We start from the raw sequence: 24,487 nt of genomic DNA, 5'->3' as shown, positions 1-24,487 counted from the left end.
CCTGGGGGACTGCGAGGGGACAGCTACGAGGCGAAGGGCAGCCGGCGGAAGCCCATGAGGTCCGGCCGGTAGCCGAGGTGAGGGAGGGCCTTCACGCGGGCGTCATGGGCTGCGGCGTCGGCGAGCGTGAGGGTGGCCCGGCCGCCACCTGACGCGCCCACCACGACGCCCCCGCCCACGTGCACCATGACGTGCTCGGCGTCGGCGGGCGCGCCCGCGCGGTGGTACAGCACCAGGTCCCCGGGCAGCAGCGCGGCGAAGTCCACCGGGGCGCACGCCGCCCAGAGTCGGTCCGTGTTGTGGGTGGCGCGCCAGTCCGGCCCGCCCACCTGGTGCAGCGTCCACGTCACCAGCCCGGAGCAGTCGAAGACGCGCTGCCCGGTGGTGGCGTCCCGGGTGCCCTTCGCATTCCACCGGTAGGGGGAGTGCATCTGCTGGAGGACGAGGGCGAGGAAGGCGGCGCGCTGCGAGCTGGGCATGGGGACTCCGGACTGACGGTTGTCGTGGAGAGCGGCCGACTCAGCCGATGACGGCGCCAGGGGGCAGCGGGTCCGGCGGGGAGATGCTGGTCGACTGGTGCCGGAGGATGGCCACCTGCACCCGGTTGAGCGTCTCCTCGTCGGTGATGCCGGCCATCTCCAGCGCCTGCACCGCGGCGTGCCCGGCGATGCTGAAGGCCACGTCCCGCTCGGCCTCGCCGGCCGCCACCCAGCGCGCCTGCGTCAGCGGCCCCACCGCGTCCCAGCCGGGCACGTCCCGCCCGTCGAACGTCTTCCAGGGGCCATGCGGCCCGGGCACGTCGTTGTATTTCGTGAAGCCGAGGAAGCCTGCGCGCTTCGGGTCCCGAGGTCCGCTCATCGGGTTCTCCTGGTGCTTCGAGGTGACAGCGCCCGGGAGAAGGGGCGCGGACGCCTGCTGGCGGAGCTGCAACGCCTTGGGCAGCCACAGCTCGCTGCGGGCGCCGTACTCCCAGACGCCGTCCGGCGTCAGCACGTCGCCCGTCTCTTCCGCGCAGATGCGCATGAGGTCGAAGGCGAGGTCGTACCCGCTGGGGTGGACGTAATGGCGCAGGGCAATGGCGACGTTGGCCTTGTGCGTATGGCCGTGGGCCATCTCCTCTCGGACCTGAACACGGAACTTCGCCAGCAACTCGTCTCGGGACATCGTCTTCGGCACGGGTGCCTCGTAGGGTGCTGCGGGTGGAGCCGGCGCCGAGCGCACGGCGGTGAAGCTCAGGTGCCGTCGCGGCCGGTGTCGCGCGCGGCCACTACGTTGGCGGCGTGCTGCATCTGCCGGGCGCTGCGCTCGCCCATCAGCAGATGTGCATCGCTCGCGGCCCGGGCGAGCTGAGGACGGGCCTCCATCTGCCACGACTCCAAGGCCTTCAGGCGCAGGTCCACCTCGCGCAGCAGCAGTTCGTGCTCGGCTACGCGCCGCAGGTCCGCCTTGATGTCCTTCACGTCCGCCGCGACGGTCCCGATGCGCTCCACCAGCAGGGGCACCTGGTCCACCGCGCTCTCGTGCTTCGTCGCTCGGCGGGCCAGGAGCCCGTTCAGCAGCGGCACGATGAGCTGGCTCACCGCCAAGAAGAGGATGGCGACTTCGGGGGTGGGCGTCACGGGACGCACCGCGCATGGATGGGGGCGCTCATGCCGCCGCATCGTCACGGCAGGCGAGGACGGCGTCCGGGCCCGCTTTACGGGGCCTCCAGTGCCATTGTCACCGCTGGGACGGCCCCGCCTTGACTCATTTCAGCGCACTCCAACACCGTCCTGAGCATGGAGCGGTGCCGGCCCGTGGCCGCTCCTTCTCTTCTGAAACCGCAGCCCAATCTGGGCAAGGAGACGACGATGAGCCGAGCTGGCCGATGTCCGGAGGATGGATTCCCGTTGGAGGAGACGCGCTACCTGGGCGGAGGCAGCCACATCCGCTGCCTCAACCCATGGCACCCGCACACGCCAGGGCCCTGCCCGCACTGCGGCAGCCGGGTGACGCCTGAGCGCTACCTCGGCACGCGAGGGCGGTGCCGCAGTTGCCTGGCAGACCGGGAGCCCCTGGAAGAATAGGCAGGTGGGGCTGTGGGACGGGTGGGGTACGAGTCCCGTACGGCCGTCACTGGCGGGCCCGCTGAAAATTGTCCACGGACTCCACGGGGGAAACCGACGTCCTTCCACATGGTTGCGTTGGATTCCGGCGCTCCACTGAACAATGTCCACGGCACGCCGGAGGATGGCCGCAGTCGCGCCCATGGTGGGCGCCTCAAAGGAGAACGAGATGACGTGTCCTGTGACTGTGCCCATGGACGGGCTGACCTACGACTGCTTCCCCCTTGACCATGTGGCCTGCCGGGACGAGGCGTGCGTGTACCTGGTGCTAGATGGAGAGCCGCGCCTGTTCCAATTCGCCATGCCGCCCGTGCTGGACGTTGGCGAGTCAGGGCAGGCCAGGACTCGGCACGCTCACCATGACAGGCGGCAGGATTGGGAGCGGGTATCCGTCACCGGCAACCTATGGGTGGCCATCCACTACACCCCGACGTCGGCCCTGCCGCAAACGCTGCGGCTGCGTCTCGAACGTGCGCTGCGCCTCCGGTACCGCCCGCCCTGTGGCGACCGCTGAGCGCGGTGGACAAGTCCGGGCTGATGGACCTCGACGCGGCGGGTGAGGACTGAAGCCTGCGGCACGCCTCCTGCTCTACGCCGCAGGCATGGACATCCAGCAGAGGTTGGCGCTCGCGAAGCGCCTGGAAGAGGTGGAGGAGGATATGCAGCAGGCCGTGCAGAACCTGGACGGCAGCCCGGCCGCGCGGACCAGGTACCAGCAGGCCCGCGCCGCGCACCTCGAGATGGACGAACTCGTCCTCAAGGTGCTGGGCGCCCGGGACGCGCCTGCGGAGGCCCAGCAGGCTGCGGCGTGACGGGACGCCCTGAAACGCAGCGGCCCGCCACCGGAGTTGGTAGCGGGCCGCAGGAGTTGCTCACGGCGCGGGGCTACTCAGTCGCCCTTGCCGCCCGTCGCCTTGCCGATGATGCCGGCGATGCGCTCGGCGTAGTGGAGCCCCGTGTGAACGAGGACATATGCGTACGTCGTGGCAACCTTCGCGTAGATGAGGCTCTTCGGTCGCTTTGCCTTCTTCATGCGGAGCATGAATTCCAGAGCATCTCCGATTTCTTCGTTGGCGATGCGGCTGGGGACAATCGCCGCCAGCGCGTCGAGAGCATTCGTTGCCAGCTTGATGGTCTGTGGGCCTGCTGCTCGGGTAGAAATGGAGCGAGCCCGCCCGATGAACTTCCACAATTGCACCACGGAGAAGACCGCCCCACAAAGGAGCACGAGCCCCGCGAGGATGGACCGCACGAGGTCCTGGTCTTCCACCGTACTGGTGATGGCGTAGCTCAATACGGTCACCGCGACAAACACGGAGGGCGCAGCGAGGTTCCGAACCAACACTATTGACCTTTGCGTCATTGCCTAGCCCCCCTCCGCCGGCCGCAGCCCCCAGAGCCCCGACACGGCCCTCTGCTGCGCCGTCGCTGCGCGTCGCCCCTCGCCCGTCAGTTCGTAGTAGCGCCGCGGGCGCCCCCCCCGTTCTGGCATGGGCTCGCCGTCGAAGCTGCGCAGGAGTCCCTCTCGTTCCATCGCCTTGAGGGCCGGGTACACGCTGCCCTCGTTGAGCACGACGCTCCCGCCCGTGCGCTCCTTCACCTTGTCGATGATTTCCAGGCCGAAGCTCTTGCCGCTCATCAGCACGGACAAGATGGCCGCCTTCGCCGTCACTGGAGAGTCCATGCCGGAGATAGTAACCTCGAACTTTGAGGATGCAACCCCAAACCGTGAGGAAACCTCCGGTGGCCTCAGCCGGGGAGCCTACGCGACCGGCTTCTTTTCCAGCACCACCGAGCCCGCGTCCACGTTGATGCGCAGGGCGTGGTTGTCGCCCTGCACCACCAAGCCGTGGTGCAGGGCAAGCCAGTAGAGGCGCAGCAGGTCCGCCATGCCCTTCATGCCTGGGCCCCGCTCCTGGCATGCCAGCCCAACGCCTCCGCCTGCCGCACCGACTCTTCATGCGTCACTGCCGCAAGGACCCTGTTATCGCTCCACTTCTGAAGCTACTCCCGCCCCTCGTCCTGAGATCACATGTCGGAGCCGGATGCGCTCTCCCGCGTTCACCCGGCGGCGTTCCAGAGACTTACTGGGAAAATCAGTGCTGGGGTTCCCCGGCCGGCTCCTGGTCGGGCTGCACGGCGCGGAGGCGCCATGAGAACCGAGAGAGCGCCTCTATTCGCGGGCGGGGCGAGGACGAACGCGAGTTCAGATCTCTACCATCATGCGCTTGCTGGCTCGGAAACCACTGGCTGCTATTTGGGGGGCTTTACTTTTCGCTTCGAGTAGGGAAGCGTCTTACTGCAGTTCGCGGTCTTTTCGCTGCCCACGGAGGCGTATCCATGCCGACTTTAGTGGTGAGAAGTGGCGTTCTTCTTCCTCTGCTTATGGCTATGACTTTAACACTACTGCCTATAGTGGCCGAGGCAGAGGCTGATGACATAGAGGCATTTGGAAGAGCCTGCGCTCTAAGTTTGCTCCCGAATGAACTTCGTGCAACGAGCAATGAGAACGCAGACACTGCTTTTCGCAAGATCGCCTGCGAAAACTATTTTCACGACGAGACTAGTGCTGTTGAAGGCAATGGAGACTTGTCAGTATGGGTCATTGATGTCGCTGCAAACGGGAAATCCACAGCACGACAGGTGACTAATAAGGCGTATTGCAGCGATGTAGGCCTTTACGTCTCGTCGCGCAGTTCGCTCTCTATCTTCCAACGCTATACCACACCTGAGGCGCTTCAGGCATGGCAGGCGTGTATGAATCTCTATTCCACCACTCACAATTCCGCAGCCCCAGCGCCTGTCAAGGCCAACGTAAAGGCCAGTACGCTTGAGACAGTTACTGTGACATTTAGATGGGATAGGAACGTCAATCCAGATGCAGGTGCACCGAACTTCCAAAGCATTGATGCCACGGGACTTGCGTGCCCGAAGGCCCCAATTCCACAGAATTCGGCCATATCCTTCGAGGGAGAGGGCAATGCCGTCGTCTGCAGTTGGAATGCCGAATCAAGAGTTGGCACTGTGGCTATCAACCACAGTCGTGGGACTTCCGTCGTATCTGCGACCCGGCCGAACCCCAAGCCTGAGGGAACCGTTGTTCTCAATGTTGTCGCCACCACCACCGGTGTAACAAACCAGTACCGAGCATGCGGGCCAATAGTCGACTCACTCAATCTTCACAATGAGCGCTGCATAAAACAGGTGTCCACTGGAGGCAAGTTCACGTTTCCCGTCAACCGAGCAAAAGAACCAGGCTATGACTGCGTTGATAATAGGTGGTTGCGCTATAGAGTCTGTGCTGAGTTAAGAACCACCAACGCCAGCGAGACTATCACCAATCCCCAGTATACGTGCGCGCGGGACAACGATGGTTCATGCGGTTGGAACGCCGTGGGCGACCCCGGTCGCCTCACATGGGAGGTATCACAACCTCAACATGTCCGAGCTTGTCAGCAACTAGGTTCTCGCAGTGTTTCTGTTGCCTTGTGCGGGACCATCAACGTCACGGGAACAGTGCCAAAGCCACCCCAACAGGCCAGGATTTGGCCTGTCTCGCTCGGGAATACTTTCGAGTTCAATATTCCGCGAGATGTGAGCGGTGACCTCATCGTCGCAACTGATGGTAAATCAGAAACTATCAAGGTTGGTGAGAACCGAAAACCATTGCTTCTTTTGCGTTCTGATCCAGACCACCCACTGGGGCCTTATTATCAATATCAATACATCGGATGGGGCGCGAACGCTGCGGCATGGCCAAGGGGCATGTTCATGCCTGTTGAGTTGCGAAAGGCAGTTACCGACAAGACCAAGGGTTCGAACAAGGCTGGGGCACAGGGTATGTCCACAAAGTAATTCTTTCCCCGTAGCGAGAGTCCCCTGCTTCCGTGACTCTCCCGCACTTTGTGGTTTTTCCTCTGGAAAAGTGGGCAGACGCGGCAGATAGCCAGCAGGCTAATACACCCTGGAACGAAAACACCCTATGCCCTTCCTGGTTGCCGCGTGGATCGAGTGACGCGCGGCATCTCAGCGGATGTTGTCCTGGTGGTACCCATGGAGGGTGCTGGGCCAATGGCCCTCCTGTCGGCCCCAGCAACTCGGTGCATTGATCTGCCCCCGTTCATCGGGCCCCAATTCAGCCTATGGAGCCTCACAGCGCGCGGCCGAGCGCCGCGTCCTTGCCGATGACGAGGAGCCAGTCCCGGAAGACGGCCCAGTCGTCCTCTGGGATGAGCCCGCGCGCGAAGGCGTTGGCCTGCCACTCACGCACGAGGCCCTCGCCACGCAAGAGCAGCCAGGGCCGGCCCGCCGCACTGCGGGCCTCCAGCATGAGGCGCTCCAGCTCCGCGGCGGCCTCCGCCAGCGTGGCCATGGGGTGCGCCACCAGCCAGTCGTAGCACCCCGCCTTCGCGGCGTAGCGATCCTCCTGGGCGGCCAGCTCGAGGGCGGAGTACTTCCCCCAGTCGTCGGTGAGGCCCGCGGTGCCGCCGGCGTCCAGCTCGCGCAACTGCCGCTCCAGCTCGTCGCGCTGCACCTGGGTGTCCTGGTTGATGCGCGCGAAGTACTTCGACGACGCGGCCGAGGCGTCGAGGTAACCGCGAACTCGGGCCAACTGCGTCATCAGCTCGCGCCTCCGGGCCTCCATGGCGTTGCGCTGGTACACCTCTTCAGCGGTGAGAGGCATGCGGCGACTCCTGGCGCGGGCTACTCGCGCTGCTTGGCGTTGTGGGAAAGGAGGCCCTTCACCTGGTAGGTGCGGGCCCCGTGGACGGAGAGCTTCACGACGTCGCCCTCCCCTTCCGGCTCCACCCGCCGGACGCGGCCCGGGCGCGTGCCCAGGAGGACGTCGCCGGGCCGCAAGTCAGCGAGTGCCGTCCAGCCACGGCCTTCCGCGTACAGCGGGTGCGGCCGCGAGGCCACCACCGTGCGTCCGTCCTCCAGCACGAGCCGGTAGCGCTGCGCCCGCGCACTGGAGACACCGGCCACCTCGTACACGTCCGGCTTCAGGGAGGCCTCGTGCCACGTGAGGACGCGCATGCCGGGGCGCACCAGGTCCGCCGGCACCTCGCCGCCTTCCGCGAGGAGAATCGGCTCCCACGGCGCCGGGCAGTACCCGTCCCCGTCGCTTCCTCCACCTCCACCTCCACCGGCCGTTGCCCCGGAGAAAGGCGCCGCGTACTGCGAGGCGAAGGCCGTGTTGCGGCTGGCACTCGGGAGGAACCACTTGCTGGCGCTCGCCCCATACACGTTGACGACGGACACCAGCAGGTACCAGTTGTACACGTTGGAGGCGGCCAGCCCGGAGATGTTGCCGGCGTACATGTACTCGAAGGAAGTGGCCCCGGCGTTGTTGGCCGTGGCGTCGACGGCGTCCCGGTACACCCTGTCCGCCAGCGGGGCGTAGAGCACCTGGTGGCGAAAGCCCAGGTTGGCCGTCTGCCGCACCCACAACTCCACGCGCGCGTGGCGCATGCCGTCGAAGTTGTCGTCCAGCGACTGCGGCTCCAGGAAGAGCTGCCACTTCGCCCAGGACAGCGACGCGCCGGAGATGTTGTCCGCGCACTCCACGCGCACCCTGTCGATATTGGGCGCCCCACCCCGCACCGCCCCGTTGTTGTTGCCCCGGTAGAAGCAGCGGTTGCCGGGGCCCGGGCCATCGAGCGTGACGAGGCTCTTGTAGAACATGGCCTCCAGCGGGTAGCGGCCCACCTGGAGGTTGCCCGACGCCACCTTCAGCGCCGTGCCCACGTTGTCCAGCTTCGCACCCGCCGTCGGGATGCCGTTGCCGTCCTCCGCGTAGTTGCTCGTCTTGAGGGTGTTGGCCGACAGCAAGTCGAACGTCACCATTTTCCGCATGGAGACGGCGTCGATGAAGAGGGACTTCCCTCCGTCCGCCGCCGGCACCGAATTCGGGGTGCCTGAGGTGTCGAGGATGAGCGAGACGGACACCGCACCCGCCGGAGCAGTGCCCGTCACCTTAAAGCGTTGGTAGGTGGCGGTGACGGTACTCAGCGTCGTCAGCGGCAACCCGACAAGGGCGCCCGTCCTGTCCAAGAAGCGCAGGTACAGGTTCCACGGAGGCGGCGCGGAGGGCGCCGCGGAAAGCTTCACCCACGCCTCGGCGTAGAACTGGTCCCCGCTGGCGCACGGAATTTCTCCAGCGAAGGCGATGGCCGAGTATGCCCCCGCGACGAGGGGGAGCTTTCGACACCAATTGCCCTCGCGCGCGTTGGCCGGGTCATTGACGAGGTAGCTACCCTCTGGCGACTTACCCAGCGCCGCCGTCCCCGCCTCGCTGTAGCCATTGGGCACGAGGTTGTCCGACGGCGGCAGCAGCAGGTGCTGGGTGGCGATGGCGCTGGCAGCCACCTTGTCACTGGTGACGGCCGCGGCGGCCAGGTGCGCCGGCTTCACCGCGCCGGCCGTGACGTTGGACAAGTCTTGCACCGCCATGGTGACGGTGTCCGGGTCCGTCGCCACCGCCCCGCCAAGGACGCGCCAGCTACTCTGGTTGCCGTTGGAGTAGAGGGCCTGGACGGCACAGCGGACATTCTGCGTGGTGGCCACCCGCAGCGACACCACCGCGCGCCTCTCGGAAGGCCCCACCCGCACCGGCTCCACGAGGTAGGCGTCGGTGTTGTTCGGGTCATTGCCGGTGAAGACGGCCACCTGGAAGCCCACCAGCAGGTGGGCCGGCAGCACCTCGGTGTGCGCCCAGCGGATGTCGAGGTACTTCGGCTTGAGGATGCGGGGCGTCCGGTTGGTGGGGGTGCCGTCCTCGATGACGCCGCCGACGCCTTCTCTCTCGCGAGCTCGCATGACGTCTTCTTCCTCAGGCTGGCGGGGTGGAGGACACCGTCATGGTGACGGAGGCCGGCGTGGTGGGCGCGGCCAGCACGGTGACGGACGCCGCGTTGGCGCTGGGGTTGCCCGAGGTGTCCACGGCCTTCAGCCACACCGTGTAGTTGGCGGGCGACGGCAGCGGCCACTCGTGCGCGGTGGCGCGCACCTTGGCGATGAAGGTGGCGCTCTCCCAGGCGAGTCCGCCGTAGCGCAGCTCGTACATGTCCCTGTCCAAGTCGGCGATTTCCGCCCAGCGCAGCGTGGCCGTGTTGCCGTTGAGGCTGTAGGCGAAACCGGTGACGTCCGACGGAGGCGCGGCCTTGCCCAGCACCGTGTACGAGGCCTCGGAGAAGGCGGTGACGAGGCCGTTGAGGACGGCGGCCACCTGCACGCTGTACGGGCCGGGGGCAATGTCCCGCAGCTCCCAGAAGTGCACCTGCACGCCCCTCTCCGTGGCCCAGTTGCCCCCGGCCTGCCGCCAGCGCACCACGTACTCAGTGGCGCCCGGGTGCTGCGTCCACCGCGCGTTGAGGGACACCTTCAGCCCTCCGTTGGTCGTCTTGTAGAGGCTCTCCCCCAGCACCAGCCCCGCGGGCGGCGCGGAGGATGGAAGCACCGAGGTGGGCACCGGCTGCACCTTCACCCCGTACTCCACTTCCGCGTACTTGCCGGGGTGGTGGCGCAGCGCGGTGACTTCATACAGGTGCGGCTCCACCTCGCTGACGCTGAGAATGCGCCACGTGGTGGGCGCCAAGTCGGACGCGGCGAGCACCCAGACGGCCTGAGGCGTCGGCGCCGCGGAGAAGGGCGTGGCGACGGTAAGGGCCCGGTACGGCGCCGGGGGCAGCGTCGCCAGGGGCCGCTCCTCCACCTTCCCGTCCGGCAGCACCACGAAGAGGGTGTACGCCTTGCCCACCTCCACGGTGACGTCCGAGTCGAGCTCGACGAGGGAGGCGGTGGCGGCCACCACGCGCCCGCCCCAGCGGCGGCCGGCCCGGTGCGAGTCCAGCACCTTCACCACGGCGCCGGGGTTGCGCAGCGCCCCCTCGAGGCCAGTGCGGAATACCACCGTCTCCGTCTCCAGCCTCTCGGTGTACAGCAACCACCGGCCCACCCGCTGCGCCTGGCTGCGCGAGGTACAGCCCAGGGCCACCACCTCGGTGGGGTTGTAGCCGTAGGTGGCGAGGCCCTCCTCGTCGGCCACGTACTCCTTCGCGGACTGGTAGTGGTTGGCCGGGTCGTTCCACGTCACCAGCGCCACGGTGTGGCGCGCGCGCCGGCCGCTACTGGAGTAGGTGAAGAGGCCGTCCACCACGTTGGCCGGGGTGAAGAGGTACTCGGCGTCCCGGGGCGCGTCCTGGGCGACGTACACCGCGCCGCTCGCCCAGTACGTCATGCCGCGGAAGACGGAGGCGAGGTTGTTGACGACCTGGTACGCGTCCGCCTGCGTCTGGAGGTAGAGGTTGCAGCGGAAGCGCGGCTCCATGCCGCCCTTCCCGTCCGGCACCAACTCGTCGCAGTAGCGGGCAATGGTGTACAGCCCCCACTTGTCCACGTGGGCCGGGTTGAGGAAGCGGCCCAGGCCGTAGCGCTTCGTCGTCAGCAAGTCGTAGAAGCACCAGGCCGGGTTGTCCGTCCACGCCACCTGAAAGGTGCCGTCCCACGTGCCGGTGTACGCCCGCGTGGTGGGGTTGTAGTTGGAGGGCACCCGCACCTTCAGCCCGCGAATGCGGTAGCTGCGCGTGGGAATGGACTGGAATTGGTGCGCGGACACCTGCAGCGCACACAGCGCGCTGTTGGGGAAGCTGAGCTTCTCGTCCACCAGCGTGGCGTAGGACTTCCAGTACGTCTTGTTCTGCCGCGTGGCGGAGCTGCTGTCCGCGGTGAGGCGCCGCACGCGGATGTCCCACGGCGGGCTGCCGGTGAGCTCCACGCGGTACGTCCTCTCGTAGGGGCTGGTGCACTTGCCAGAAATGGTGCCCGCCCCCTTCAAGTCCTGGGCAACGTAGCCGCCGCCGTTGCTCTGCACGTCAATGGCGATGGCGACGAGGTCAGGGCCGAGGTCCCCCGTGACGGGCTGCTGCTGGGACAGCTGCGGCACCTGCACGGTGACGCGCACCGCGTCCACACTGGCGTCGGTGACGGTGCGCACCACCGGCGTGTCCTTCTTCACCTCGGTGTTGACGACGTACTCAGCCTCCGCCGAAGGAAACCCGGGGATGTACTCCTGCGACTGCGTGCCCTTCACGTCGTAGAGGGTGACGTCGCGGAAGTTGAAGCTGCCGTCCGGGTTCTGCACCGGCACGCCGTCGAGGTAGACGGACTTCAGCCCGTCCACGAGTCCTTCGATTTCGCCCTCGCACAGCAAGTCGAGGACACGCGCGTGCGCGGACGACTTCAGCGTGTCTGGGCGCTCCACCGGCGAGCGCTGGGCCTCGCTGCCGCCCTTGCCGCCGCTGTTGCCGCCGTAGCCGATGAGGGGGCCCTTCTCAGACATCCGGCGCCTCCGGGTCCGCCTGCTTCACGTTGTGCGAGAGGAAGCCGGCCGTCTGGTACGTGTGCGCGTCCTCCACTGTGACGCGCACCACAGGCCCGCGGCCGCACGGCGCCACCTGCCGCACCACGCCCGCGCATGCACCGACGAGGCGCGCGCCGGGCACCAGGTGCCGCACCTCCACCCAGGCCTCTTCCGTGCGCACGCGGTGGTTGTACGTGCCCACGAAGGCCCTCCCGTCGTCCAGCTCGACGCGCCAGCAGTCGGCCTCGAGGTGGGCCACGCCGGTGACGGGGAAGTCGCCCCACGCCAGCGTCGCATCGTGCTGGGTGCGCACCCAGTCGCCCACCTGCAGCTCGCCCGCGGGCACCTCGCGGCCGTCTGCCAGGAGGACGGGCACCCACGGCGCGGGGCAGCCGCCACCACCCGCCGGCTCGCCCCTCGGTCCGCTCTGTCCGCTGCCGCCAGCGCCGCCGAAGCCGCCCCCGGCATTCCACTCGGTGACGATGCCGGCGGAGATGACGCAGCTGCCCACCTCCAGCTCCCCGTAGCAGAGGGGCACCGGGTGGCCCTGGCCCAGCGTGTTGACGGGCCCGTTGAAGGTGTACGAGGGCTGATTCTCCGGCCGCTCCACGGGTGCCAGGGGCGTGGGCGGAGCGAAGAGCAGCTGCGAGACGCCACCCACCACGAGGGAGGCGCCCATGGTGATGAGCGGCGTGCCGGCACCGAAGCCGTAGACGGAGAGCACCGCGCCACCGGCAATGAGCACCGCGCCCAGCACCACCTGGAACCAGCCCGACTTGGCCCCGGCCAAGGCCGGCATGACGGTGATGACGCGCGAGCCGCTGGCCGGCGTCGCCAGCTCCTCAGCCCCGACGTCCTGCTTGCCGATGAAAACGTGGAAGCCCGGCTCGCTGTTGTCCACCAGGTACCGGGCGAAGCCCTCGCACACCGCGGACAGGGCGCGCACCGCCTCCGCCGGGGAAGGCACGCCCAAGTCCAGCCGCCACACCCGCCCGAAGCGCCGGCCCAGCGGGCCGCCCAGTACCACCGTCGTCAGCATAGGCTGCGGTGCCGCACAACCTTCCGGGTGATTCGCTCCCAGAAGCCGCTGTACGTCTCCCTTCCGGAGAGCCGATTCTGGAGGTGGTGGAGGACAACGTCCGCGCCCAGGTACACGCCCGCGTGGTTGGGCACCGGCGAGCGCAGCTGCATGAGGAGGACGTCGTGCTCGCGCAGCGCGCTGCCGGTGACGTCGACGAAGCCGGCCTCGGCGTACCCCTCCAGGTAGAGGTTGCCGCCCTTCTCCCACCACGCGTCAGGGCGGTGGAAGTCCGGCAACTCCAGGCCCAGCCGCTCCGCGTAGTAGTCGCGGACCAGCGAGAAGCAGTCCAGCACGCCGTGACTGAAGGGCCGTCCGATGAGCGGGGGCCGGTACCCGGTGGGGTACCAGAGACGCCAGTGCCCCACGGGGACGTTGATGATGAGCCAGGGCAGGCCCCAGCGCTCCATCATGACGCGGTCCGCCTCGCTCGGCTCCGGCGCGGCGTTGGGGTGCGAGTGAACGACGGCGAGCACCTCGCCCTCCGCCTCAGCCTGGGCGTAGTCCTCCGGATGCAGGACGAAGTGGGACTGCCCCTCCGCCTGGTTCCGGCACGACACGTACCGCTGAGCGCCAGCCACCAGCACGACGAGACCGCACGCCTCGCGCGGGTACTCGTCCTGCGCGTGCTCGAGCGACGCGGAAATGACATCTTGAGAGAACGCCGCCACGTCGCCTGGGGCCATCACTACCTCCCAAGAGGTATCATGCAGTTCCATGCCATCTGCACGAATGCCTGCAAGAGTGGACGCCGTCCGACCTCTACATGAGTAGGTCGACGGAGCCAGCGACACGACCTATCGAAGCTCGATGTTCTCACGCGCAAACGGCTTTAGACCGAACAAGTCACGCACCGGAACTCAAACTCTAGGATTCGCAATCGGGACCCCAAATGATGCTCCATGGCGCTCAGTTCACAAGCGCGGCGCCGAAGTAAATTTACACTCTCCTGCAAGCCTTCGATGGCCTTCCGACAGCATCTCAAGAAAGAGGACCACATGAGTTTCGCCCAGGCCAGAACCGCCCTCCTTGACGCCCTTCGCTTACCCGAAACCCCGGTAATTGCCCTTCACGGCGACTGGGGAACAGGGAAGACGCATCTTTGGAACGACATCCTGCCCGACTTGAAGCCACTAGGCTTTTCTCCGATCTACATCTCATGCCTGAATCACAGCTCAATTGATGCGCTAAAGTCAGCCACATTCGGCGCACTACTAATTGGGCAATCAACGAAGTCAAAAATCGCAGCAAAAGCTACCCGGGCAGTGGTTGCCGTCGCCAACAGCCAACTCCCAGATGAACTGAAGATTACCGCAACTCTCGCTGATCTTCAGTCGTTCCTTCCCGCCTTACGGGACGTGCTCCCTAAAAAATCAGTGATCGCGTTCGACGATATCGAGCGTGCCGCCGATAAGATTGACGCAACGGAAATACTAGGATTCATCACCCACCTCGCGACACTCTCCGAAACACGAATACTCTTAATTGCAAACAAAGAAAGATTGGAGAAAGACCCCAAATGGAACGAACTGAGAGAGAAAACGATAAGCATGGAGATTTCTCTGGCAATAACGACGGACGAATCCATCTCAATCGGCCTAGGCAAAATGCCCGAGAAGCACTTCGAGACGTTCAAATCATGCATCAACAAACTCAAGATCACTAACATCAGAACAATACAACGAATGCGCCGCACATATAAGGCCCTTGATGACGCAGGAGTCATTCTGCCGCACCATTGGCCTTATCTCATTCCAAGCATCGTGCTGTTTGTTGCGATTCATCAAGGAACACACAAGAATCCGCTCACGCTCGAGCAAGCGCTTAACCCATTCTTGATCAAATTTGAGAATCCCGAGAAACTAACCGACGACCAGAAGGCGGCCAAGCAACTGCTGGACGAGTACAAACTCGGCCATCCTGACGAGTTTGAGACCCAAGTGCTAGTACCATACCTTGAGCGTGGCTTCCTCGACCGAACCGCCCTAGCAAACTACCGCGAACTCCTCGACAGCAGGCAGCGCAACTTCGAGATGGAAGAACTTCTTCGACTGGCCCACCAGAGAATTCGATGGGAAGCAAATCATCCGCACGCGACTGTGAACAATGTACTGTCATCTATTCTTGAAAATGCAGAAATCATCCACAGCGGGACTGCCAATGCAGCAATCAAACTCGCCGACGAATACGCATCGAAGGCGATGGGGGCCTCCATTGCAAGCAAATGGATCTCCAGTCACGCGAGAGAAATATCAGCATTCGCACGCCTGGACAGCTTCCACTATCGACACAACATCGATGGATTTCACGAGCTAATCCTGTCCGCCATCGAGACCGAGAGACACGCGGCGTTTCCCATCCCGACTCTCGATCAATCATTTGACTTTCTCGAAACGAATAAGGGCATGGAGTACGGGCACATCACGCGACTCGGTGGAGCGTCCGTCGAAGAGATTGAAGGCTTCATTCGCACATGCAGCTCGGAGGCTCGCCAAGCCGCTTTTGACGTACTCTCGCGGCATCTCTGGAATGACGATCCATCGCATTCGCTTCATGCAATTTCGAGAACATTCAGAGAGGCGTGCCAGCGGATTGTAGCGAAGGAGCCGAAGTCTCGCCTTGCAGGCATTGTCGTGCGTGAGTTTGCCCGTGCAGGGAAGCCACTCACTCCAACTGCCGATGCGGAGCCGCGATGACGTCCTGCGACGCACACGGAGAAGTCGCGGTTACATCAACAGCCCCACTCCCGGGAATCCCCCGTAGGGAAGCACTGCGGTGGCCCCGAAGCGCAGCTTGCAGCTCGCGAGGCGCTTCCCACACCGGTCCTCGGCCGGGGTGGCCGTCGGGGTGTCGTCCACCTTCGCGACGGGCGGGCCCGCGTAGCCGCAGCCCTCGCCCCGGTACTCCCAGCCGCACATCTGGGTGATGACGCGCAAGGGGATGCGGACGCCGTCCAGGTCGCACCGTGCCGCAAGGGTGAACTCGATGAGGTGCTTGTTCTCCGTCGTCTTCTGGTCGACGACGAACTCGTCGTCCGGGAAGGCGTCCACCGGGCTCGCGGAGGGGTTGGTGCCGCCGGGGAAGTTCACCGCGTCGAGGTAGCGGACGAAGGTGCGCTTGCGGATGACGCGCGCGCCGAGCAAGTCATTGAAGTCCCGCGCGAGGGCGCCCACGGTGCCCAGCACGTTGGCCAGGGTGAGGGTGGGCCGTGGCAGCCGCCCGGTGCCGGACTTGTCGAAGCCCCGGGCCTGCACGGGCCACGGCTGGTACTCCGCGCCCTGCCACACCACCGGCCCTCCAAGCCCGTTGGTGCCCGCGTGGAAGTAGTTGATGCCGCCTCCCGGCAGCGCGCTAGCGTCGAGGACAAACAACTCCACGAGCGCACCCGGCTCCAGCTTCTGGATGTCCTCTGCAATGCTCACCTACGCCACCTCCTCAAACTCGACGGACACGTCGTACGCGTTGAAGCCCTTCACCACGGACGTCCACCTCTCGCAGACGACGCGCAGCACCTGCGCGCCCGACGCGGTGAAGGTGAGGATGGCGCCGGCGCCAGGCGCGGCGGTGAAGGTGATGAGCCCGGAGCTGGAGAGCGCGTAGCCTGTCCCCGCCACCAGGACGCCGTCGCGGTACACCAGCGGGGCCGCGCCCCACCCCGTCGCGGGCACCAGCTCCCCGGGGACGTCGGGGGACAATGGCCGCTGCAGGAGGTACTGCGTGCGCGCGCCGTCCCCCGTGCCGAAGCGGAAGCCGGTGACGGCCCACGCGCTGTCCGGCACGACGAACTCGAAGGCGGCCACCCCACGGTGCGTGCGCAGGAAGGCGTCCAGCGCGTCCGCCTCCGTCTTCTTCCTCGCGGTGAACTGCACGGACCAGCGCTGCAGGAGCCCGCGCGCGCCATCCTCCGAGCGCTGCGAGTACCCGTCGCCGAACTGGGCCTTGCGCACGCGGAGCTGGCTCTCCAGCTGCGCGCCGTAGTCGGGGGTGAAGGGGAAGCGCTCCATGTTCGACATCGTCTACGGAGCCGTGGACGCCGTCCGACTCTGTCGCCCACGCCCCACCACTACGTTGTGGCATTGCTTTCTGTGCGGGGTCGCTCTCCCGCACCGTGGACGCCGATTAGCCGAACAGTCAGCTCCGCGCGGGCTATCTACCCTCCCACGCTCGGCCACGCTGGGCGCGCCCTTACTGCTGAACGGATGCGGTCGGACCCGAGGTCTGCTCGAGGAGCTTCGAAATCCATCCGAGCCGCTCCCTTACATAGCGGCCGGCGACGGCGAGTTCTGCCTCGACGGGCTCACCGGCGCGCCAAGCGAACTGCCTAGCCGTTTCCGGATCAGCGAGGAACTCATCGAGTCCCTTACCGAGCGATTCCGCAGTGATAGCCCCACTGTAGGTGGCAAGGATGAGCCTGCAGTAGCAAGCCTGGACCAGGAGAATGCGTGCGAGGACAGGCTGGGTCTCCGACGAGAAGGCGATGAGGAGATCGAGGAGCGGCTCGAGCGACGCACGATGCTTTCCACTGGGGATTGCAGCCGACTCGAACTCACCCAGAGTCATCGGGCGTAGCCCCGCTTCGTCGTCCTTGACGAGCATCGCATCGAGCATTTTGTCGACCTCTCCCACCATAAGGCCCTGGTGCTTGTAGACGGCGATCTCTTCCTCTCGCCGACTGGAGGGGTCATTGGCATTGGGGTCGTACCGCAGACCCGGCTCGGCACGTGCGAGAACAAAGTCATCCGTGAAGGAGTAGGCGTAATACTTGAGCAGGTAATACCGGACACGAATCGACGCATCGAGCGTGAGGTCGACGAAGGTCATGCGCCGCTGCAAGAGGCGGTACATAACCACCGGCTGAGTTAGCCGGTGGCACGTAGAGTAGAGGTAGTAGTCTTCGGTGTTGATCCAACTCTGCGCGCCGACGCCAAGGTTCCCCGAGCGCGAGCTTCGGGCAAGGCTGATTACCCGGTAGTAGGCTTCCTCCACCGCGTCATGTAGCTGGAAGACCAAGGGCTCGATTTCCGCATAGAGCCGCTTACGCGCTTCATACTCGTAGTCTCGGCGGGCAGCGCGGTCGCTGTTGCGATCCACCAAGTCGGCCTTGCGAGCCTCGACTTCCTGCTGCAAAACCCCACGCACCTGCTCGACTTCCCTCTGCAGTTTCCCCCGCACCTGCTCGATATGGCGGCTGGTGAAATATCCGATGATGCCGCTGACGATGGCCGAGACGACTACCGGCCCTAGCAACAGCGCAATCCACCACGGCGTAGTGAGCGGAGTGGGATTGTTGCTGCCAGAAGCCTGCGCTGCTGCTTCTGTTCCCCAGAGGCAGCCAGCCATGAGCCACAGCACTCTACTGATTACGTGAGACTGGGACAGGCGCGTCCGGTTTGACACATGGAGCGGCATTGGCATCCTCCAGGGGCGGGTACACGCGTCTTCCCCTGGAATGCTCGCCCCGTGAGCAGGCATGGGTCAACCGGCGGAGCCGCTACACGCCCATCAGATCATCGTAAAGGGCGTCCTGCTCCGTCCCGGCCTTGGGTTGGCCCGCTCCAGCCGCACGGATGAAGCAGACGTCAGTCCTGTCTCTTCGAGAGCGTGGCGGTTCCCGAATTCTCGATGATGGCGCGCGCAGCGCGCCGCAGGAAGCGCCTGAGGCCCTCACCGCGCAAGCGCGCCTCGTTGGCCTTGGCCCGGTTCTGTCGTCAGGACTTGGACGTGACAACACGCTGCCAGCCCCTATCGCCGCCTCCACGTAAAGTTGTAGATGCTGCCGCCGGGCTGCAGCTCCTCGCCCACCACCTTGCGGATGGTGTCCGCCAGGTGCCGGCCCATGCGCTGTGCGTCCTCGCGGCCGCCCTGCGACTGGACGTCGACGGACGAGGAGCCGTCCGCGTTGACTACCACCTGCACGGACATGTGGACGTCGCCACCGCCCAGCGCCTTGTTGGGGACGATGGTGCCGGAGCTGCTGGGGACGAACAGCTCCGGCCCCAGCTCGCCCACCACGTGGGCATGGCCGGCCCGCACCGGCCCGCCGGCTGCACGCGCACCGCCCACCATGGCGCCGAACATGCCGGACAGGTCCGCGCCGCCCACCACCGCACCGCCTCCACTACCCCACGCACCCGCCAGCGCTGACGTCGCCGAGTCCAGGAGCGCGACGAAGGCGCGCTGGGCCATGAGCCGGGCGATGTCCTTCAGGATGCCGTCCACCATGGTGCCGAACTCCAGCTTGCCGGTGGTGGCGAAGGTGACGAAGGCGTCCTCCATGTGCTGGGTGGCCGCCACCATGGAGTCCTTCGCCAGCGCGAAGCCGGTGGAGAGCTGCTCCTGGAGGCGCTCCACCTCCTTCCGGTAGGCCACGGCCCCCAGCCTGCCCTCGTTGAAAAGGCGGTTGACCATGTCCATGCGCTTCTGGGCTTCGAGGAGCGGGTTGAGCTGGCGCTCGAGCTGCTCCAGTTCCTTCGCCAGCTGGGCCTCCGCCTTCCCCTCCTCCGTCCAGAGGCTGCGCGCCTTGGCCATCTGCGCCTGGTAGGCCGAGAGGGACACGCGCCCCTGGTCCAGCTCCTCACGGAGGATGCGCTGGGCCTGCGCGTACTTCTCCGCCCCGGGGTTGCCCAGCTCGCGGTTCAACTCCTGGAGGATGCGCGTGCGCTCCTCTTCGGCCTTGGCTGCCGCCTTCTCCGCGGCCTTGGCTTCCTCCGCTGCCTTGATTTTGGCGATGGCCACGTCCGCCTGCCGCTTCTGCTCGGCGGTGAGGGCCGCGTACTCGTCGCTCAACTCCAACGCCTCGCCCTTCGTCTTCCCGAGCGCGCGCGCCTCTTCCTCCAGCCGAGCCAGCCACGCCGTGGCCTTCTTCTCCGCCGCCTCCTTCGCCTTCACGTCGTCCAGGAGGGACTGGGCGGACTGCGACGTGGCGGCATTCACCTTCGTCGTGGCGGCCGCGCGCTTCTCCTCCTCCGCCGTCAGCGTGTTGGACGCCTTCGCCGCGTCGTCGAGTCGCTGCTGCGCCTTGAGAAGCTGCACCTCCCGCTCGCGCTGAGCCCGGAGTTCCTCCTCGATAGGCTTCAGGTCCTTCTCGGAGCGCATCTTGTACTTCTTGGTGCCAACAATTTCCTCCCGGGTTTGGTGGAGCGTGTCACCCTTGGCATCAACGGAAATCGCCTTCTCCATGTTGGCCCAGTACTTCTTGAGGCGCTCCTGCTCCAAGCGCGCGTCCACGAGGTCGGCCTTCACCATGCGCTCGAAGTCGGCGCGCAGGCCCTCCATGGTGCCCGTCCCAGCGCTGAGGGCCTTCTCGTACTTCGGGCCCAGGTTGATGAACTCCAGCCGGGCGAGGTTGTAGGCCTCCTGCTGCTTCGTCAGGTCCTTCTCCACCTTCAGCCGGGCCTGGAGGTCAGTGATGATTTGGCTGGCCCGGTCTGCAGCGGCCCCGCTCTCTCGGATGGCCTGCTTCGCCTTCTCGCTGGCCTCTTCCGCCGCCCGGCCGAACTCGAAGTAGGCCGACGCCGCCAGCCCCAGGGCCGTGGTGATGATGCCGATGGGGCCTCCCAGCGCGCTGAGCGCGGCGGAGCCCGCCCGCGCCGCGAAGGACGCCCCCTCGATGGCCAGCGCCTCCTTCACCTTCGCCTGCGCCAGCGCGTTGGAGGCGATGGCCGCGCGCGTGTGCGCCACCGTGAAGGGGCCCTCCAGCGCGGCTGCCGTTTCGAGGGCGGCCTGGCGCTGCTGGAGCATGGCCAGCGCATTGCGCAGTGCCGCCGCCCGGCTCTCCGTCACCCGGCGGGAGTACGCCGCATCCGCGAGCGCAGCATTCGTCATGGCGTCGCGCGCTTGGCGCGCGGCACCCGCCTTGTCTGCCAGGGCCTTCGTCCAGTCCTGGGCCCACCCCGCCGCGCGCACGGTGGCCAGCACCGCGAGCCCCTCGCCGAGGTAGCGCGCGGCCGTCGTCACCTCGTTGAAGTGGCGCAGGAGGCCGTCCATGGAGGGGCCCATGGCGGACAGCAAGCCGTCCCCCACGTCCACCTGGAGAGAGGCAAAGCGCGCGCGGAGCTGGTCCAACTTGAACTGCGGCGTCTCGGCCATCTTGTTGAAGGCCACTTCGGTGCGGCCCGCGGAGTCCTTCATGTGCTCCAGCGACGCGGCGAAGTCCGCCGCAGCGGTGCCGGTGAGGGCCATGGCGGGGAGCAGCGCCTCGACGCCTCCCACGAGGACGGCGAGCTGCTCCGTGTTGCCATGCGTCCGCTCCCGGACGTGCTCCATGAAGCCAGCGAAGCCACGGGCACGCAGCCCGGCCGTGGTGAAGTCGACGCCGAGGGCACGTGCCAGCTTCGCCGCGTCCTCCGAGGGTTTGGCCACCTGTGCGAGGATGCTGCGCACGCCCTCCATGGCCGTCTCCGTCTTGATGCCGGACTTCGTCAGCGCCGCGTTGGCCGCCAACAACTCCTGCAGCGAGACGCCCGTCTGGGACGCGATGGGAGCCACCTTTCCGATGTGGCGGGCGATGGCCTCGATGGACGTCTTCCCGTCCGCCGCCGAGACGAACATGGCATCCGCCGCCTCGGTGGCACTTCGGAGGCTGCTGCCGTACGTGGCCATGATGCTCGTCAGGCCGTCCGCCGCGGTGCCCACGTCGGTGACGCCACCGATGGCGAGCTGGTTGGCGACGCGGAGCATCTCGGTGGCCTGCGCGGCGTCCGACGCGCCGGCGCTCATGATGTCGTAGAGGGCCTTCGCTTGGTCCGTGGGCATGCGGCCGAACTCGGCGCCCAGGGCCTTCGCGCGCTCGGCCAGGGTGCCCATCATCTTCAGCTGCTCCCCGTCCAGCAGCGTGCTCACCTGCGCCATGGCCGTCCCGAAGCCGAGGGCCTCGGTGGTGGCACTGCGAAGGGCCGCGCCGGCAGCGGCCACGCCCACGAATTGGCTCACCAGCCCGCCGAGGCCGCGCGCGAGGCGCGTGACGGGCGGCTCGGCGGCCTCGGTGACTTGCTGGACGTCCCGGACGGCGGCGGCCGCCTTCTCCTGCGCCGCGTGCATGTCCCTCAGCTTCAGGGACGCCCGCTCCAAATCCCCCATGAAGCGGCCCACGGCAGCCGTGTCCATGAGGGACTTCTGGAAGCGCTCCATGGCGACGTCGCTGGCGCCGAGCTGCGTGTTGAAGCGCTGGAGCCCCGCCGTGTCGCCGAGCGCGGCCTGAAGCCCTCCAGCCGCAGCCGTCACCAGCTCCAGGTCCTTGCTGACGGTGCGCATACGCTCCAGGGCTCGGTTGGTCTCCTCGACCTCCCGCACCATCCGCTCCAGCCCCTTCAGGTATTGCTCGGTGGCCGTCTCCACCTTCTTCGTCGCCGTCTCCGTCTTCTCCGCGGCGCCGCTGAGCTTCGTGAGGGACTCCACGCCCGCCTTCGCGTCAGACGAGTCGATGCGGATGGACAGCGTGGCGAGGTCAACGCCTTCGGACATGGACGAGTCCCTTCACGAGATGCGGCGCGGCGAAAGCAGACAGCCGGCCAAGCACTGAAAGCATGAGTAGTGGCACGAGGCGCCGGGCATGTGGTGGCTTCGCCCCATGCGTGCGCTATGTGTGTCCTCGCTCCTGCTCGTCGCCGTGGCTGGGTGTGACCTGCGTTCCGACGAGGAGAAGGCGAAGGAGAAGATGCGGGTGGAGGAGGTCCGCGAGAACAACAAGACGTCCGCAGGCCCCGACTTCCGCATGGAGACGGCCGGCCGGTACAACACCACCTTCGTCCGGGTCGTGCGCCTCCCGCACGGTGATGTTGCGGCACACGCGGCGGAGCTGAAGATGCAGTTCTCCCTCTTCGACTGCGCGATCCAGACGCGCATCGACGATGGCTACACGCATATCGCCGTGCGCGACATCGACACGGGGGAAGAAGTCGTCAAGCCGGTGACGGAGTTTCGACGCCGCGAGCAGTGCAGCGAAGCTGAGCTGGATGCTCTCGTCCCCGCCGCCCCCTGACGTCGCCACCTCCACCCGTCACTCTTTTCGCAGGGACGCAATGAATGCGGCGTCCAACTCCCGCAGCAACGCCACCTCCGCCGCGGTGGGCCGGTGGCCGGTGAGCCGGGCCCACGCCTCCATGTCCTGGTAGGAGATGGAGGCCACCGCGAAGGCACCCGGAGTCCGGGCGTTGCTCAGCTCGCAGAACCACGCCCAGACGTGGGCCAGCGGCTCCGGCAGGGAGTGCTCACCCACCAGCGCGGGCGGCACCTGCCCCGTCGACTTCGCGAGCTGCTGCAGGTGCGCGCGTAGCGAGACGCCAGACGCGTCCTCCCGGCTCAGGCGGAAGTGGTGGCGTGCGAAGCCGAGGAGCTCGTCGGCGAGCTCTCGAAAAAACGGGCGCGGTCCGCCATGGCCTCGTCCACCTGGCGGCGCAGCCACGGGTAGGCCGTGTACACCCGGCGGACATTCTCCGGCGTGAAGGGCACCGCCACCCCGCCCTCGCGCACGCCGCTCCAGGACACCGTGCAGCGCACCAGCATCTCCAGCGCGTCCGACTCCGACTCCTCGGCGGTGAGGGCCACGCGTCGGTTGCCGAGCTGCAGCTGCTGGAGGCGGCGGTTGCGCTGCTCGCGCTCCGCCACACGGTAGGTGGTGGAGTCGGTGCTCGCCACCTCGACGCGCGTGCCGGTGGCCTCGCCCGTCAGCGGGTGGAGGATGTCGAGGGTGACGGTGTCGCGCTGCTGGAGGCTGCTCAAGTCGAAACCGGGGGTGTCCATGGTGCTCCTTCAGGGGCTGCGAGGGGTGCGCGGCTGCCCGCGCGGGAGGGGTTACGGGTTGCTGCGCTGGTACACGAGGGCGGCGCCCGAGGCCGCGTCGAGGAGCGCGGTGAAGGGCAGCGTCTGGACGACGGGGCCCTCCTTCGGGTTGTCCAAGTCGCCGCCCGTGTACTTCAGGCGGGGCACGCGCAGCCGGTGGAAGTCGGTGCCATTCGAGTCCAGGAGGAGCAGCTCGAGGCTGGACTCCTCCTCGTCGAGGAAGCGGTTGAGGAGCGTCGCGTCGCTGAAGTACGCGGAGAGGCTGCCGGACACCTCGAAGCCGCCCTCGTGAATCTCCTGGGGGCTGTTGTGGCCGATGACGCCCTTCACGCTGCGGCCGTTGGAGACGTCCAGCTCCAGGCTGGTGACGTTGGCCACCACGGCCCCGCCCTCCATGAGGCTGCCGGTGAAGGCGTCGAAGGGGCTGTGCGTGCCGGGCGGGGTGACGCTGGCCGCGTGCGAGGCGCCCGCCTGCACCATGTCCTTGCCGAGGAAGGTGAAGGTGCCGGTGACGATTTCCTCCGGCTTTACCGACAGCTTGAAGTCGTCCACCGCGCACCCGCGGTAGAGGAGGTACTGGTTGACGTCCGTGAAAGCGCGCTCCACGGCGAAGGTGCGCAGGACGGTGCCGGACTTCAGCCGCTTGCCCACCAGGGCCACCGTGCGGCCGGCACCGGCGGCCTCGTCGGTGAGGGCCTTATCCACGGTGAGGGCCAGGGCGGTGACGGCCACCACCCGGGCCCGGCCGTTGTTGCCCGCCTGCGTGAAGCCGCTCGCCGCCACCTCGTCGCCCGGCAGGAAGCCGTCCGTGAGGAAGCTGCCCGCCGTCCGAAGGTAGGTGTCCCCGTCCGCGTCGGCCTCCAGCGACAGCGCGCCGGAGGTGACGGACTGCCAGGTGCCGCCCAGCGCGGCCTCCAGGAAGTCGTCGAAGGTGGCGACGGAGAGCTCGAAGCCCAAGTCTCCTCCCACGCTGCGCATGCCGTGGCGCAAGTCGACGCGGTGCCTGTCCGCGCGAATCTCGTTGGACTGGTACGTCGCCTTCGCGAGGTTGAGGCCCACGTCCGTGAAGCGGAGCGCCTTGAAGGTGGTACCCGCCGCCACGCCGAAGGCGGACTCGGCCACGTACCGCACCGCCGTGCGCTGCCCTGAAGCTGAAGCCATGAC

General features: G+C 66.7%; 23 protein-coding genes. 5 read left to right on the top strand and 18 right to left on the bottom strand.

Going from position 1 to position 24,487, the window contains the following annotated elements:
• Positions 1-23: 23 nt before the first annotated feature.
• From G4D86_RS36230 to G4D86_RS36220, 3 genes are read right to left on the bottom strand one after another with little or no spacing between them, the layout of a single operon-like run.
• The gene (locus G4D86_RS36230) at positions 24-479 is read right to left on the bottom strand and encodes an NlpC/P60 family protein (RefSeq protein ID WP_163998700.1); all 456 of its coding nucleotides are present in this window, start codon (positions 477-479) and stop codon (positions 24-26) included.
• Between the two features lie 40 nt (positions 480-519).
• Positions 520-1,176, bottom strand: a complete 657-nt coding sequence (locus tag G4D86_RS36225) for a hypothetical protein (RefSeq protein WP_163998699.1) — start codon at positions 1,174-1,176, stop codon at positions 520-522.
• Positions 1,177-1,232: 56 nt separating this feature from the next.
• A complete protein-coding gene (locus G4D86_RS36220; RefSeq protein WP_163998698.1) occupies positions 1,233-1,619 on the bottom strand; it encodes a hypothetical protein in 387 nt (128 codons plus the stop codon).
• Positions 1,620-2,274: 655 nt separating this feature from the next.
• On the opposite strand from G4D86_RS36220, the gene G4D86_RS36215 reads away from it, so the two are divergent.
• A complete protein-coding gene (locus tag G4D86_RS36215; protein ID WP_163998697.1) occupies positions 2,275-2,619 on the top strand; it encodes a hypothetical protein in 345 nt (114 codons plus the stop codon).
• Positions 2,620-2,707: 88 nt separating this feature from the next.
• Complete coding sequence (locus tag G4D86_RS36210) at positions 2,708-2,917, top strand: hypothetical protein (protein WP_163998696.1); 210 nt, start codon at positions 2,708-2,710, stop codon at positions 2,915-2,917.
• A gap of 77 nt (positions 2,918-2,994) precedes the next feature.
• Here the strand turns inward: G4D86_RS36210 and G4D86_RS36205 are convergent, their stop codons facing one another.
• The 3 genes from G4D86_RS36205 to G4D86_RS36195 form a co-directional block, all read right to left on the bottom strand.
• Complete coding sequence (locus G4D86_RS36205) at positions 2,995-3,399, bottom strand: hypothetical protein (protein WP_163998695.1); 405 nt, start codon at positions 3,397-3,399, stop codon at positions 2,995-2,997.
• Positions 3,400-3,471: 72 nt separating this feature from the next.
• Positions 3,472-3,789 (bottom strand): PadR family transcriptional regulator, encoded by a 318-nt coding sequence (locus G4D86_RS36200; protein ID WP_163998694.1) that lies wholly within the window; start codon positions 3,787-3,789, stop codon positions 3,472-3,474.
• A gap of 78 nt (positions 3,790-3,867) precedes the next feature.
• A complete protein-coding gene (locus tag G4D86_RS36195; protein ID WP_163998693.1) occupies positions 3,868-4,005 on the bottom strand; it encodes a hypothetical protein in 138 nt (45 codons plus the stop codon).
• A 440-nt stretch (positions 4,006-4,445) separates the two neighbouring features.
• Here G4D86_RS36195 and G4D86_RS36190 point away from each other — a divergent pair, with 440 nt between their 5' ends.
• Positions 4,446-5,960 (top strand): hypothetical protein, encoded by a 1,515-nt coding sequence (locus G4D86_RS36190; protein ID WP_163998692.1) that lies wholly within the window; start codon positions 4,446-4,448, stop codon positions 5,958-5,960.
• Positions 5,961-6,255: 295 nt separating this feature from the next.
• Here the strand turns inward: G4D86_RS36190 and G4D86_RS36185 are convergent, their stop codons facing one another.
• Genes G4D86_RS36185 through G4D86_RS36165 form a run of 5 tightly spaced genes read right to left on the bottom strand, consistent with a single transcriptional unit; the run spans position 6,256 to position 13,230 of the window.
• Positions 6,256-6,789: a hypothetical protein gene (locus G4D86_RS36185; RefSeq protein WP_163998691.1), complete on the bottom strand. Its 534-nt coding sequence runs from the start codon at positions 6,787-6,789 to the stop codon at positions 6,256-6,258.
• 20 nt (positions 6,790-6,809) lie between these two features.
• A complete protein-coding gene (locus G4D86_RS36180) occupies positions 6,810-8,924 on the bottom strand; it encodes a Hint domain-containing protein (RefSeq protein ID WP_163998690.1) in 2,115 nt (704 codons plus the stop codon).
• Positions 8,925-8,937: 13 nt separating this feature from the next.
• Complete coding sequence (locus tag G4D86_RS36175) at positions 8,938-11,445, bottom strand: TipJ family phage tail tip protein (RefSeq protein WP_163998689.1); 2,508 nt, start codon at positions 11,443-11,445, stop codon at positions 8,938-8,940.
• Positions 11,438-12,505, bottom strand: a complete 1,068-nt coding sequence (locus tag G4D86_RS36170) for a tail assembly protein (protein WP_163998688.1) — start codon at positions 12,503-12,505, stop codon at positions 11,438-11,440. Before G4D86_RS36170 ends, G4D86_RS36175 begins: the two co-directional genes overlap by 8 nt.
• A complete protein-coding gene (locus G4D86_RS36165) occupies positions 12,499-13,230 on the bottom strand; it encodes a C40 family peptidase (RefSeq protein WP_163998687.1) in 732 nt (243 codons plus the stop codon). Before G4D86_RS36165 ends, G4D86_RS36170 begins: the two co-directional genes overlap by 7 nt.
• Positions 13,231-13,542: 312 nt before the next feature.
• On the opposite strand from G4D86_RS36165, the gene G4D86_RS36160 reads away from it, so the two are divergent.
• Positions 13,543-15,240 (top strand): P-loop NTPase fold protein, encoded by a 1,698-nt coding sequence (locus tag G4D86_RS36160; protein WP_163998686.1) that lies wholly within the window; start codon positions 13,543-13,545, stop codon positions 15,238-15,240.
• Between the two features lie 30 nt (positions 15,241-15,270).
• On the opposite strand, the gene G4D86_RS36155 is transcribed toward G4D86_RS36160, so the two are convergent.
• The 4 genes from G4D86_RS36155 to G4D86_RS36140 form a co-directional block, all read right to left on the bottom strand.
• Positions 15,271-15,966 carry a phage minor tail protein L gene (locus G4D86_RS36155; protein WP_163998685.1) on the bottom strand — a complete coding sequence of 232 codons (696 nt, stop codon included), beginning with the start codon at positions 15,964-15,966 and terminating at the stop codon, positions 15,271-15,273.
• Complete coding sequence (locus tag G4D86_RS36150; protein WP_163998684.1) at positions 15,967-16,548, bottom strand: phage tail protein; 582 nt, start codon at positions 16,546-16,548, stop codon at positions 15,967-15,969.
• 181 nt (positions 16,549-16,729) lie between these two features.
• The gene (locus tag G4D86_RS36145; RefSeq protein WP_163998683.1) at positions 16,730-17,884 is read right to left on the bottom strand and encodes a hypothetical protein; all 1,155 of its coding nucleotides are present in this window, start codon (positions 17,882-17,884) and stop codon (positions 16,730-16,732) included.
• 402 nt (positions 17,885-18,286) lie between these two features.
• Positions 18,287-22,006 carry a phage tail tape measure protein gene (locus tag G4D86_RS36140; protein ID WP_163998682.1) on the bottom strand — a complete coding sequence of 1,240 codons (3,720 nt, stop codon included), beginning with the start codon at positions 22,004-22,006 and terminating at the stop codon, positions 18,287-18,289.
• 106 nt (positions 22,007-22,112) lie between these two features.
• Here G4D86_RS36140 and G4D86_RS36135 point away from each other — a divergent pair, with 106 nt between their 5' ends.
• A complete protein-coding gene (locus G4D86_RS36135) occupies positions 22,113-22,523 on the top strand; it encodes a hypothetical protein (RefSeq protein WP_163998681.1) in 411 nt (136 codons plus the stop codon).
• 18 nt (positions 22,524-22,541) lie between these two features.
• Here G4D86_RS36135 and G4D86_RS54330 read toward each other — a convergent pair whose 3' ends face one another.
• Genes G4D86_RS54330 through G4D86_RS36120 form a run of 3 tightly spaced genes read right to left on the bottom strand, consistent with a single transcriptional unit; the run spans position 22,542 to position 24,484 of the window.
• Entirely contained in the window at positions 22,542-22,946 is a 405-nt protein-coding gene (locus G4D86_RS54330) for a phage tail assembly chaperone (RefSeq protein ID WP_420821878.1), read from the bottom strand.
• The gene (locus G4D86_RS36125) at positions 22,844-23,284 is read right to left on the bottom strand and encodes a hypothetical protein (RefSeq protein WP_163998679.1); all 441 of its coding nucleotides are present in this window, start codon (positions 23,282-23,284) and stop codon (positions 22,844-22,846) included. Before G4D86_RS36125 ends, G4D86_RS54330 begins: the two co-directional genes overlap by 103 nt.
• A gap of 51 nt (positions 23,285-23,335) precedes the next feature.
• Complete coding sequence (locus G4D86_RS36120; protein ID WP_163998678.1) at positions 23,336-24,484, bottom strand: phage tail tube protein; 1,149 nt, start codon at positions 24,482-24,484, stop codon at positions 23,336-23,338.
• Positions 24,485-24,487 lie beyond the last annotated feature (3 nt).

The sequence above is a fragment of the Pyxidicoccus caerfyrddinensis genome, from assembly GCF_010894405.1.
GTDB classification, from domain to species: Bacteria; Myxococcota; Myxococcia; order Myxococcales; family Myxococcaceae; genus Myxococcus; species Myxococcus caerfyrddinensis.
Note: the sequence above shows the minus strand (reverse complement) of the source record. Positions and strands in the feature narration are given on the sequence as shown.

Coding starts and splice junctions, on each gene's coding strand:
- G4D86_RS36230 (WP_163998700.1), bottom strand. CDS start 479: ATGCCCAGCTCGCAGCGCGCCGCCTTCCTCGCCCTCGTCCTCCAGCAG.
- G4D86_RS36215 (WP_163998697.1), top strand. CDS start 2,275: ATGACGTGTCCTGTGACTGTGCCCATGGACGGGCTGACCTACGACTGC.
- G4D86_RS36210 (WP_163998696.1), top strand. CDS start 2,708: ATGGACATCCAGCAGAGGTTGGCGCTCGCGAAGCGCCTGGAAGAGGTG.
- G4D86_RS36200 (WP_163998694.1), bottom strand. CDS start 3,789: ATGGACTCTCCAGTGACGGCGAAGGCGGCCATCTTGTCCGTGCTGATG.
- G4D86_RS36195 (WP_163998693.1), bottom strand. CDS start 4,005: ATGAAGGGCATGGCGGACCTGCTGCGCCTCTACTGGCTTGCCCTGCAC.
- G4D86_RS36190 (WP_163998692.1), top strand. CDS start 4,446: ATGCCGACTTTAGTGGTGAGAAGTGGCGTTCTTCTTCCTCTGCTTATG.
- G4D86_RS36185 (WP_163998691.1), bottom strand. CDS start 6,789: ATGCCTCTCACCGCTGAAGAGGTGTACCAGCGCAACGCCATGGAGGCC.
- G4D86_RS36180 (WP_163998690.1), bottom strand. CDS start 8,924: ATGCGAGCTCGCGAGAGAGAAGGCGTCGGCGGCGTCATCGAGGACGGC.
- G4D86_RS36175 (WP_163998689.1), bottom strand. CDS start 11,445: ATGTCTGAGAAGGGCCCCCTCATCGGCTACGGCGGCAACAGCGGCGGC.
- G4D86_RS36170 (WP_163998688.1), bottom strand. CDS start 12,505: ATGCTGACGACGGTGGTACTGGGCGGCCCGCTGGGCCGGCGCTTCGGG.
- G4D86_RS36165 (WP_163998687.1), bottom strand. CDS start 13,230: ATGGCCCCAGGCGACGTGGCGGCGTTCTCTCAAGATGTCATTTCCGCG.
- G4D86_RS36160 (WP_163998686.1), top strand. CDS start 13,543: ATGAGTTTCGCCCAGGCCAGAACCGCCCTCCTTGACGCCCTTCGCTTA.
- G4D86_RS36150 (WP_163998684.1), bottom strand. CDS start 16,548: ATGGAGCGCTTCCCCTTCACCCCCGACTACGGCGCGCAGCTGGAGAGC.
- G4D86_RS36145 (WP_163998683.1), bottom strand. CDS start 17,884: ATGGCTGGCTGCCTCTGGGGAACAGAAGCAGCAGCGCAGGCTTCTGGC.
- G4D86_RS36140 (WP_163998682.1), bottom strand. CDS start 22,006: ATGTCCGAAGGCGTTGACCTCGCCACGCTGTCCATCCGCATCGACTCG.
- G4D86_RS36135 (WP_163998681.1), top strand. CDS start 22,113: ATGCGTGCGCTATGTGTGTCCTCGCTCCTGCTCGTCGCCGTGGCTGGG.
- G4D86_RS36125 (WP_163998679.1), bottom strand. CDS start 23,284: ATGGACACCCCCGGTTTCGACTTGAGCAGCCTCCAGCAGCGCGACACC.
- G4D86_RS36120 (WP_163998678.1), bottom strand. CDS start 24,484: ATGGCTTCAGCTTCAGGGCAGCGCACGGCGGTGCGGTACGTGGCCGAG.